General features: G+C 59.5%; 7 protein-coding genes. All 7 read left to right on the forward strand.

The genetic code is table 11. From position 1 onward, the window contains the following. The first annotated feature begins 175 nt into the window (after positions 1 to 175). The 7 genes from IIA05_03540 (at position 176) to IIA05_03570 (ending at position 11,810) form a co-directional block, all read left to right on the forward strand. Positions 176 to 2,425 carry an adenylate/guanylate cyclase domain-containing protein gene (locus tag IIA05_03540; GenBank protein MCH9026175.1) on the forward strand — a complete coding sequence of 750 codons (2,250 nt, stop codon included), beginning with the start codon at positions 176 to 178 and terminating at the stop codon, positions 2,423 to 2,425. Between the two features lie 126 nt (positions 2,426 to 2,551). Further along, complete coding sequence (locus IIA05_03545; GenBank protein MCH9026176.1) at positions 2,552 to 3,922, forward strand: tetratricopeptide repeat protein; 1,371 nt, start codon at positions 2,552 to 2,554, stop codon at positions 3,920 to 3,922. Beyond that, positions 3,919 to 5,505 (forward strand): FecR domain-containing protein, encoded by a 1,587-nt coding sequence (locus tag IIA05_03550; GenBank protein MCH9026177.1) that lies wholly within the window; start codon positions 3,919 to 3,921, stop codon positions 5,503 to 5,505. The genes IIA05_03545 and IIA05_03550 overlap by 4 nt, the downstream gene beginning before the upstream one ends. Then, positions 5,433 to 6,848, forward strand: coding sequence for an NADP-specific glutamate dehydrogenase (gene gdhA / locus IIA05_03555; GenBank protein MCH9026178.1), 1,416 nt, complete (start codon positions 5,433 to 5,435; stop codon positions 6,846 to 6,848). Before IIA05_03550 ends, gdhA begins: the two co-directional genes overlap by 73 nt. Before the next feature lie 25 nt (positions 6,849 to 6,873). After that, entirely contained in the window at positions 6,874 to 9,258 is a 2,385-nt protein-coding gene (locus tag IIA05_03560) for a cyclic nucleotide-binding domain-containing protein (protein MCH9026179.1), read from the forward strand. Between the two features lies 1 nt (position 9,259). Further along, entirely contained in the window at positions 9,260 to 10,138 is an 879-nt protein-coding gene (locus IIA05_03565; GenBank protein MCH9026180.1) for a hypothetical protein, read from the forward strand. A gap of 4 nt (positions 10,139 to 10,142) precedes the next feature. Further along, positions 10,143 to 11,810: an FHA domain-containing protein gene (locus tag IIA05_03570; GenBank protein MCH9026181.1), complete on the forward strand. Its 1,668-nt coding sequence runs from the start codon at positions 10,143 to 10,145 to the stop codon at positions 11,808 to 11,810. The last annotated feature ends 1 nt before the right edge of the window (position 11,811 follow it).

Below are 11,811 nucleotides of genomic sequence, written 5' to 3' on the forward strand. Positions count from 1 at the left end.
CCGCCGACAATACTGCCAGGGACAAGAACCGACTGCCGTGTAATGACTTGAACATATCTGACACTCCCATTTCCTCCATCGTGGGCCAACATTAACCCAGGGTAGCTGAACTGAAGCTGAACCCAGCGCGGCGGGCACGCGTGCAAGCGCGCTCGGAATCGCTTAAATTCGGGCCATGGTTACACGGGCGAAACATCGCTGGGTTCGCGGTCTGATACGGCTGGCTATCAGCGGGCTGTTTCTGGTGATTTTCGGACTGCATGTGCAGGGTACCCTGCGCCTGGAACTGATCGACCGCATCGAGAGCTATCTCTACGACGCCCGGGTGCAGCTCACGATGCCCGGCACTGTCGATGAAAGAATCGTCATAGTCGAAATCGACGAGGCCAGCCTGGCGGTACTCGGGCAGTGGCCCTGGTCGCGGGATACGCTTGCCGGCATCGTCGATGCTCTTTTCGACGAATACCTCATAGACATTCTTGGATTCGACGTTTATTACGTCGAGGAGGAGGAAACTTCGGGGAAACGCGTCCTGAATGATCTTGCAGCCACTGCTTTGGGCAATTTGCCCGAGTTTCAAGTCGAGTATCGACGGCTGCAAATGACCTTGGATAAAGACACGCAATTCGCTGAATCGTTTATTGCTCGTGACGTTGTGCCTGGATTCATATTCAAGAACTTTCTTGTTGCCGATGAGCCGGAAGCGACCGGGGACCTGCCGCCACCACTTTTTCGCAGGGACGCGATCGCCGGATGGACGGTTCCTTTCGTCGAAGCGCGAGGGTATCTCGGCAACCTGAGCCAGCTGCAACAGAACGCGGAGACCGGAGGGTTCGTAGACACGCCGCTGATCGATGCCGACGGTGTGTACCGCCGCATGCCTTTGGTTCAACGATATCGGGGCGACCTGTATCCGACGCTCTCGCTGGCGATCGCTCGCCTGGCCCTGGGATCGCCACCGGTGAGTTTTGTATTCGCCACCTCCGATCCGGATCAATACAGCGGTCTGAACCTGGAGGCTTTTCGATTGGGAGAGCAGGATATTGCAGTCGATGAAAAGGCCGCCGTCTACATACCGTTTCGCGGGCGCCAGGGCAGTTTCAATTACGTTTCCGCCCGATCGGTGCTCGATGGGACCGCCCCCCGGGACAAGTTGGCAGGGAAGATCGTACTTTTCGGCGCGACCGCGGTTGGTCTCCACGATCTGCGTCCGACACCAGTTGGCGCACGTTACGCCGGCGTCGAGGCGCACGCCAACCTGATCGCGGGCCTGCTGGACGGCACAATCAAGCAGCAGCCACCATACTCCGCGGGTCTTGAGCTTTTCGTTCTCATGGTGCTCGCGCTATTGACGGGACTGCTGCTGCCCGGGTTGGGTGCGCTTGCCGGTTTGTTGATGGTGCTGGGCATTGTCGCGGTAGCTTTGGCCGCTAATCTTTGGATGTGGTCCTATCTTGACCTGGTGGTGCCGTTGGCGTCGATGCTTAGCTATACGCTGGTCGTCGGATTGCTGCAGATCAACTACGGCTATTTCATCGAATCTCGCAGCAAGCGCCATTTGTCCAAGGTATTTGGCCAGTACGTGCCGCTCGAAATCGTCGAGGAACTGGAAGGAGGGGGCGCCGAGCTGTCACTGGAGGGAGAGAGCCGCGACATGTCGGTACTGTTTTCCGATGTACGTGGATTCACGAGTATTTCGGAGAAACTCGACGCCAAAGAGCTGACCCAGCTGATGAATGAGTTTCTGACGCCGGTAACGAAAGTAATCCACGAGCATCGCGGCACGATTGACAAGTACATGGGCGATTGTGTTATGGCGTTTTGGGGGGCGCCGCTCGAAGATGCCGACCATGCTCAACATGCTGTGCTTGCCGGACTGGCTTTGATCAAGAAAACCACCGACCTTGGCGAGCCATTCAAGGCTCGTGGTTGGCCGTCGATTGCCGTGGGTGTTGGAGTATCGAGCGGCGAAATGAATGTTGGCAACATGGGGTCGGAATTTCGCATGGCGTATACCGTCATGGGCGACACGGTAAATCTGGGATCGCGCCTGGAAGGCCTCACCAAACATTATGGCGTGCAAATGATTGTCAGTGAGGGGACCATGCGTAGAACCCCCGGCATAGCGTTTCGTGAACTCGATCTGGTGCGGGTCAAAGGGAAGTCTGAACCGGTAGCGATTTACGAACCACTGGGGCTGGCAGACGGGCTCGATGAACCGGCGCGCGTAGCTGTTGCCCGCTTCGCCGAAATACTCGAGCATTATCGCGCGCAAGACTGGGATGCCGCGGAAAGGTTGTTGCGCCTGGCGGCGGCGCGGGAGGACGAACTACTCTATAATACCTACCTGGATCGCATCGAACTGTTCAGAAAGGATCCGCCGCCGCCGGACTGGGACGGTGTGTTCGAACATCTGAGCAAATAGGCTCGGTCCGGGTCCGGCAGATGATGTCGGATTGATTGAAAGGAACGAAACAAGAACGATCCTGGGCCCGGTGACCGTGTTGATCGCGGTTGATCGGGAATCCCGGACAAGCAAAGAGAAAAATAAATGCCACAAGAAACCCATCGGGGAATTGCAAAAGGCATATTGCGAGTGGTCGTGCTGGTGCTGAGCGCCTGGGCGGTTGCGGCCGGCGCCCAGGATGTCGGCCCGGCAACGGTAACCGTGCATATCGACCTGGACGCTGAGACGCAGCAGTTGCTTGCGGAGGCTGAGACCCTGATCGGCCGCGGGCAGAACGATCGGGCTTTCGATCTGCTGGGCACGCGTGAGGCCGAACTGGCGGGCAACCCCCTGTACGATTATCTGCTGGGCATTGCAGCGCTGGATTCGGGCCGGTATGGCGAAGCGATATTCAGCCTGCAGCGGATTCTGGACGTGGAGCCGAGTTTCTCCGGTGCCCGCATGGCGCTGGCGCGCGCACATTTCCAGGCTGGCGAAAAGGTCCAGTCGCGCTCCCTCTTCCTGCAACTTCTGGAAGAGCAACCGCCCGACACGGTACGACAGGTTGTAAATCAGTATTTGGCCGCGATCGATCGCCGGCCGAAACCCCAAAGCCGATTTACACCCTTTATCGAAACCCTTGTCGGTCATGACACCAATGCCAATGCGTCAACCGGGAGCCAGAACTTTCTGGGTTTCATGCTGACACCGAACAGCGTCGAGACAAGCTCGGTGTTTACCGAAGTCGGTGCGGGATTCAACTGGGTCAGGAAATCCGGCCCGCAGTCGGTGTGGTTTGCGAGAATGCGCGCCAGACATCGTAACAATCCCGATGCGTCATTCGTAGACGCAACCACGGTAAGCGGGCAGGCTGCGATTGCCTGGCGCAACGAATCGTTCCATGGTCGGCTCGGTTTTGACGGGTACTGGGGTGCCCGCGATGGCGACTACAACGAGAAGTACGCTGGCGTCAATTTTGAACTTGGACGGCCGATCGGGGACAGCTGGGACATAAGCACCAATATTCGCTACGGTGGGCAACGATACGAAGACAGTATCGGTATTCTGAATGTCGACCGATTGCTTTACAGCCTCGGTCTGATGCGCCCTGTCATGGGGGATGCGAGTGTCAAATTCGAGCTGATTGGCGGCAACGATTCCGAAACACAGTCTGGTTCGCCCTATGGAAATTCGAAGGCGGGCGTACGTTTTAGCATCAGCGCGCCAGTCACCGGGAACACCCGCATGTTCGGATCGATCGGCTATCTGGAGACCGATTACGACGGCATGTTCTTCGGCGCTTCTCGCAAGGACGATCAAACGACCGCGATGTTGCAATTGGAATTTCGCGATGTACTGGCGGCGGGCCTCGCGATAATCCCGCGGGTTCTGTACATCGACAACGACTCCGATGTCGGCCTTTACACCTATGACCGCACCGAAGTGGGAGTATTGATCCGATGGTCACCCAAATGAATGTTCAAAAAGATCGGCGGTGGGTATATCCGCTGCTGCTGCTGGCGGCGATGCTCGCTGTTTTTCCCGGATTGAGAGCAGAAGCGATCGAAGCCGGCAAGGTAATCTTCGTGAAGGGGCCGGTCAGCGCCGAACGCGACCCACCGGTGCCGCTTGCCAAAGGTGACTCAGTCCTGGTGGCGGACGCGATCGTGACCGGTGAGGCGGCGCGCGCGCAATTGCTGATGCTGGACGGCGCGAAGGTTGCGATCCGCCCGAACAGCCGTTTGCTGATCGAGGAATTTCTGTACGCCAGCGGCGAGCCGGTGCCGGAAGGCACGGCGGTAGCGTCAGCGAGCGCGGATCGTGCGGTGTACAGGCTCATCAAAGGCGGGTTCCGCTCGATCACCGGTGCGATCGGCAAGGAGAACGAAGCGGACTATGAGGTTCGCACCCCGGTCGGCACGCTCGGCATTCGTGGCACCGACTATACGGTCCTGTTTTGCCAGGACGATTGCGAATCGGCGCCGGAAGCCGGTGGTTCGTCGCTGCAAAACGGTCTGCATATCAGCGTTGTTGCCGGAATTGTGGTTTTCCGCAATGAGTTCGGGGAGGTCGAGATAACGGCTGGCCAGAAATTTGTGGTCCCGCTGACGGATCGCCGTCCGCAACGCGTTGGTGCACCGGAAGAAACAGATGGACAGGATTCGGGCGCCGGCCCGAGGGATGACGAAACGCCTGAGATTCCCATCTTTGGCACGGATCCCGATGGCAACACGATGGATCTTACCGACCCGAAACGGAATCCGGGAAATCGCACGATAAGCTGGTCCAATGGTCCGCTGCCGCTAACTTTATTTTCCGGATTTGCGGGAACGCAGGACAACACGCCGCTCGAGTACATACTCGATGCGGGCAACAACCTGGAGGGCTTCGTTGGTCCGCATCCGGATGCGACTGGCGGTGTCGTCCGGGCGAACTTTGCCATCGGCGCGGCGGGCAACGCGGAGACAGGCTTCGACTCGGTGACGATGCTGCGCTGGGGCAGATGGTCGGGCGGCATGGCCAGCATCACGTTGGATACCGGCGCCGACGCCAGTCAGGATCTCTCGCAACAGAGCCTTCACTGGATCAGCGGCCCTGAATGGATGACGCCGCCAGTGATTCCTCTGTCAGGCGCAGTCGACTACAGCCTGATCGGCAGCACCTCACCGACCAACAATCTCGGTGAAATCGGCGTAGTCGGCAGCGCGACGTTTCTTGCGGATTTTACGAATATGCAAGTGTTCAACACATTGAACCTGAATATCGGTCAATCCATATGGGTGGCATCGGGCAGCGGGGATATTGGCGCTCGTGCAGGTCTGCCGGCACATCAGTTTTCCGGCTTTTATAATAACGTGACGGTAGACGGTTTTTCGACCGACTTTGGATTCTTCAGCGGTTTCTTCAGCGACCCCGGGAACACGTCTGATCCGAGCCTGCCGGGCGGCGTCGGGCTGACCTATACGTTGTTTGACGACCTTAGCCAATGGGTCTCCGGCGCGTTGGTTTTCGGCGACCCGGTACCCACCGCGCCGCCCGCGGGAGGAGGGGGCCCGTGAGCCGCCAGCAAACCGAACTCGAACATTTCATGGCGGGACTGATCCGCAGGAGTCCGGGCGAAGAAGTATTTCACCAGGCGGTGCGCGAAGTCGCGACCAGCATCATCCCGTTCCTGGAAACCCGGCCGGACTACAAGGAAGCCCGCATACTCGAGCGGCTGTCAGAGCCAGACCGCGTCATCATGTTTCGAGTGGGCTGGGAAGACGATCAAGGCAACATACGCGTTAACCGTGGATACCGCGTGCAATGGAGCAACGCGATCGGTCCTTACAAGGGCGGGCTTCGATTTCAAAAGGATGTGACCCTGGCTGTCTTTAAATTTCTGGGATTCGAACAGACCTTCAAGAACAGCCTGACCGGACTGCCGATGGGTGGCGGCAAGGGCGGTTCCGACTTCAACCCGAAAGGCAAATCGGACCGGGAAGTCATGCGCTTCTGTCAGTCGTTCATGAGCGAACTTTTCCGCCATATCGGGCCCAATACCGACATTCCCGCCGGCGATATCGGTGTCGGTGCACGCGAAGTCAGTTATTTGTTTGGCCAGTACAAGCGCCTCGCAAACCAGTTCACCGGCGTTCTTACCGGAAAAGGACTCGCGTTCGGCGGCAGTGAAATTCGGGTGGAGGCAACCGGTTACGGCTGCGTCTACATGATGGAAGACATGCTGAAACATCATGGCAAGTCCATCGATGGCAAGACAGCGGTGGTCTCGGGCGCCGGCAATGTCGCTCAGTATACGGTTGAGAAGCTCATCGAGCTGGGAGCGAAAGTCCTGACGATGTCCGATTCGTCCGGGTGCATCCACGACCCCGACGGGATTTCCGCCGAGAAGCTGGCGTATGTCAAGGAACTGAAGACGGTGCGCCGTGGTTCGCTGACCGAATACGCGAAGGAGTACGGTGTCAAATTCCATAAAGGGAAACGTCCCTGGGACATCGCGGCAGACCTGGCTTTTCCGTGTGCGACGCAAAATGAAATCAGCGAGGACGATGCCAGGGAACTCGTCAAGAATGGTTGCATGGCCGTTGCCGAGGGCGCCAACATGCCCACGGTACAAGCCGGCATCGATGTTTTTCAGGACGCGCCCACTCTTTTTGCGCCGAGCAAGGCGGCGAACGCAGGCGGCGTCGCGACATCGGGGCTGGAAATGACCCAGAACAGCATGCGATTGTCCTGGTCGCGCGATGAATTGAATGAGCGCTTGCGAGGGATCATGGCTGACATCCACGGGCGCTGCGTTAGATACGGCGAGAGCAATGGACAGGTCGATTATGTGCAGGGCGCCAATGTCGCCGGCTTTGTGAAAGTTGCGGATGCCATGCTGGCCTATGGAATCATGTAGCCGATATGCATAATGGGACCCTGCTGTGAGCTGCCAGATTGCTATTGTCGGCGCAGGGCCTGCCGGTCTTAGCGCAGCCGCCCACGCGGAGGAACTCGGGCTCACCTACGTCCTGCTGGAAGGCAGTCCTGCCCACGCGAATACGATTCAGCGATACCAGAAGGGCAAACACGTCATGGCAGAGCCAGGGCTGGTGCCATTGCGCAGCGCGCTCGAGTTCGAGGCGGGTAGTCGCGAACGGGTTCTCGACGAATGGGAAAAAGGCCTCGCCGATCTCGGCGTCAACATTCGCTACCAGAGCGAAGTCACGGAAATCCGCAAGAGCAATGGCACCTTCCATCTGACCTTGAAGGACGGCGAAGAGATTGCGGCCGAGTCTGTGATCCTGTCAATCGGCTTGCAAGGCAATCCACGCAAACTGGGGGTCGAAGGCGAGGATTCGCGCCTCGTGCAATACACGCTCGATGATCCCGGCGAATACAGCCAGGAAACGATCGTTGTGGTCGGCGCCGGTGACGCGGCGATCGAAAATGCGGTTGCGCTCGCCAAGCACAACAATGTCGTCATCGTTAACCGCCGCGACGAATTCGCCCGCGCGAAAGACGGCAACCTTTCGCTGATATCCCGGGCTATCGACGATGGCGCTATCCAATGCTTTTACAGCACGACCGTCGCCAAAATCATTGATGCCGACGGCGCGGCGACCGGGGCGATCATTCTGAAGACCGAGGCAGCGGAGGCGCGTGTCGAATGCCATCGAATAATCGCGCGCCTCGGCGCGATACCGCCGCGCCGCTTCGTCGAGTCCTGCGCTATCGAATTTCCCAGCGACGACCCGGCCACGCTTCCCGAACTCAGCACGCAGTACGAATCGAACGTCGCGGGCATGTACGTCATCGGCGCGCTGGGCGGCTACCCGCTGATCAAGCAAGCGATGAACCAGGGTTATGAGGTCGTCGAGTATATCGCCGGCAATGACATCCTGCCGGCCGATCACGGGATCCTCGAGCAGAAGTTCGCCGGGTTGCCGTTCGGTCTCGGCGTGGACGAAACGCTGGCGCTGATTCGCGAAAAGATTCCGCTGTTCGCAAATGTAAACGGCCTGGTCCTTCGCGAACTCGTACTCGCGAGCAAGCTCCTGACACCGGCTGCCGGCGATGTCGTCTTCAAACAAAACGACTATACGAACACCTTCTTCACGATCCTGCAGGGCGCGGTCGAGGTGGAGGCCGGCGGTGGGCAGAAGATAAGCATTACCGAGGGTCAATTCTTCGGGGAGATCAGCCTGCTGTCCGGCCGCAGGCGCGCCGCTACCGTGCGGGCAGCCGAGGCCTGCGTATTACTGGAATCGCCGCGCCGGGAGATGATCAAGCTGATGAACTCCTACGCCGATGTTCGCCGCGTGATCGATGAACACTTCATCATCCGGGCTTTGCGGGCAAGCCTGGTGCCTGAAGCGTCGTTTGCAGAACTGCATGAGGTCGCGAAAGCGGCGGAGCTGAAATCCTACAAGGCAGGGGAGATACTATTCGCGGAGGGCGACGAAGCCGACAGCGTGCACCTGATTCGCAGCGGCTCCGTTTCGATCTCGAAGCGCATCGGCGGCCGCGACATCGTCACCTCGTATCTGGCTGCCGGCAACTACGTTGGTGAAATGGGCCTCCTTGGCAACGCCAACCGCTCGGCCACGGTGCGCGCCACCGTGGCGACGGAGTCGATCAGCCTGGACGCCAGTACATTCCTGTCGATGCTCGACCGTAACCCCGGGCTACGGAGGCGCGTGCAGGAAAAGGTCCGCGAGCGGATCAGCGAAAACCTGCGCATGGAAGCCCAGCCGGAGGCCGGCGACATCATTACTTTCCTGATGCAGCAAGGACTCGGCGAGGCCACGGATGTCCTGCTGATCGACGAGTCCCTCTGCATCGGTTGCGACCATTGCGAGAAGGCATGCGCCGAGACGCATGGCGGCACTTCGCGCCTCGATCGTGCGGCCGGACCGACCTATGCGCAGGTGCATGTCCCGACCTCGTGCCGTCACTGCGAGGACCCGCATTGCATGAAGGATTGCCCTCCCGATGCGATCCACAGAGCGCCGAACGGCGAGGTCTATATCGCGGATAGCTGCATCGGTTGCGGAAATTGCGAGCGTAACTGCCCTTATGACGTGATTCAAATGGCCAGCGCCAAGGAAGAACCAACGGGATTGCTGACCTGGATGCTGACCGGCAGTGGGACCGCGCCGGGACAACGCGAGGTGGCCGCGGAAACGGCGGCGGTCAAGAAGGCCGTGAAATGTGACATGTGCAAGGACTTGTCCGGTGGGCCTGCCTGCGTGCGCGCCTGCCCGACCGGAGCGGCGATCAGAATGAGCCCGTCCGAATTCGTCACGCTGGCCAAACGGGCACGCTGATATGCAAGAGTCGATCATCAGGTACAACCGCTACCGTTACCTGTGGGTGGCGCTGGGCGTGTCCGCGGCAGCCGTGCTCGCCTATGCGCTCCACGATCCGCAGGAACCGCCCAACGGTGGCACGGCCCTTGGGTACACGCTCGGCACGTTGGGGGCCCTGCTGATCTTTTGGCTTGCCTGGTTCGGCGTGCGCAAGAGGCAATACTCGTCGACGGCCGGCACCGTTCAGGGCTGGCTCTCGGCCCATGTGTACCTGGGTCTCGCGCTCATCGTCGTGGTACTGCTGCACTCCGGTTTCCAGTTTGGCATCAACGTGCACACGCTTGCCTTCGTGCTGATGATTCTCGTCGTGCTGAGCGGCATTTTCGGCATCTATATGTATATAAAGAATCCGCTGCGGCTGAGCGAGAATCGGCAGGGCGCCGGCCGGGCTGATCTGATTGACCAGATTGACGACATCGATAGCCGGTCAAAGCGTGTCGCACAGGGGTTGCCGAGAGGATATGGTGAGCTGATCCACAGCGGAATCAACCGCACGGTGGTCGGTGGGTCCGCGTGGGCGATGCTCGCCGGCCGCGACAATTCACAGGTCGTATTGCCCACGGGTGACGACTATACGGTTGTTGCAAACCCCGGCCAGGAGGCGGCGCTGGACTGGCTCGCCGAGCAGCAGTCACGCAGTATGGATGCCGGGACGGCGGCCAAGATGGCCGAGTTGTCGGGGTTGCTGCGGAACAAGCGGAAACTGCTGGAGCGACTGCGAATAGACATTCGGCTACAGGCGATGCTCGAGGCCTGGTTGTACATCCACGTGCCACTATCGGTGGCTCTGATGACGGCACTTGCCGTTCATATCATCACCGTATTCTTGTATTGGTGATGCGGTGAGATACCTGATCCGATTCCTGTCTCAGGGTGCTGCCGGGAGCGTCGAGCATTACGACAAAATCGTTGACGATCCGACGATAACGATCGGCCGCGCGACGGATCAGGTCCTGCATCTGAAAGACAAAAGGGCGCGGCTGCAACACGCTCGCATCGAGGCCAGGAACGGCGACGTTCATATTTCCACGCGCGCGCTGGCGGGCGTCACGGTCAATGGGCGTTCGCAACGAGACGTGAAGTTGCAGACCGGCGACGTTATCGAAGTCGGCTCGAACATACTGACGGTTATCGAGGCACCGCCCGGCTTCGATTTCGCGATTACTTTCGAGCTTAGCTCCGCCGCGACCAGCGAAGAGTTGGCCTCCCAATTCGGGTCGCTGCGATTGTCGCAGACCTCCTGGAACAAACGACGCCTGTCCTGGGCGCTGGCCGTCATCGTTCTCCTCTTCGCGCTGATAATCCCGGCATCCGGCCTGATCCACCCGGGCGTTGCGAGCTTCCTGCGCGGCATGCCGGTGCTGCCGGGCGATGGGCTGTGGCTGGCTGGCCCTTTGCACAGCAAGCACTCCGGAGCCGGTGATGATTGTCAGGTCTGTCATGTTGGCGCTTTCTCGCGGGTGTCTGACCAGGCCTGTCTTGATTGTCATGCCGCCGACCGGCATATCGGCGTGGATAGCCAGTCTGTTGCGGTACTCGGGCAGGCGCGTTGCGCTGGCTGTCATCTTGAACACAATGAGCCACCAGAACTCATCAAACAGCACCAGGATCTTTGTGCGGATTGCCATGCAGATTTGGCGGCAGGTGTGGAACTGGCCGTCGTCACTGATTTCCTCAAGCAACATCCCGATTTCCGGCCGAGTTTGTTGTGGCCGCCATTACCCGGTGACGACGATGCCGAATGGACGGTGCGACGAGTCGCGCTTGATGATCCCGGTATGAAAGACCGTTCGCGGCTGAAGTTCGATCACAGCATCCATCTCGATGCAGAAGGGTTGGCAACGCCGGATGACCGGCGGGTCCTGGTCTGTGCCGATTGCCACCAGGTTGAAACCGGTGGCGCGCGTATGATCCCGATCTCGATGGACGAGCATTGCAGCGGATGTCATACCCTGAATTTCGATCCGGACGACCCCGAACGGGAAGTTCCCCACGGCGAACCGGAGAAAGTGCTGCAGATTCTCATCGAATATTACAGCGCCCGCTTACTTGGCGATGATCCCGAGGCGGCGGGACGGCGGTTGCGGCGGCCGGGCCAGGTCTTGACCCGCGCAGACAGGGACCGGGTGGCGGGGGAGGCGCGCAAAAAGGCGATGGCGGTTGCCCAGGATATCTTCGAGAGAACCACCTGCGTGAATTGCCACGAGGTATCGAGCACTGGTGAGGGCGGGGCCGTGCCGTGGCGAGTCGAAGCGGTCAAGCTCACGCAGGAGTTTTACCCGCATGCCGTTTTCTCACATCGGGCGCACGACACCGAGGCAGCGGATTGCGGCCTTTGTCATGCCGCCGCAGGCTCCGAGTCATCCGCGGATGTTTTGATGCCGGGAATCGATACTTGCCGCGAGTGTCATGGCAGCGCGGTAGCGCGGCGAAACCGCAGCGGGCAGATCGCGAGCACCTGCATCATGTGCCACCGTTTTCACACGCCTGACAAGGGCGCTTTCCCGTGAC

It is taken from the genome of Pseudomonadota bacterium (genome assembly GCA_022572885.1).
Lineage (GTDB): Bacteria > Pseudomonadota > Gammaproteobacteria > Steroidobacterales > MnTg04 > MnTg04.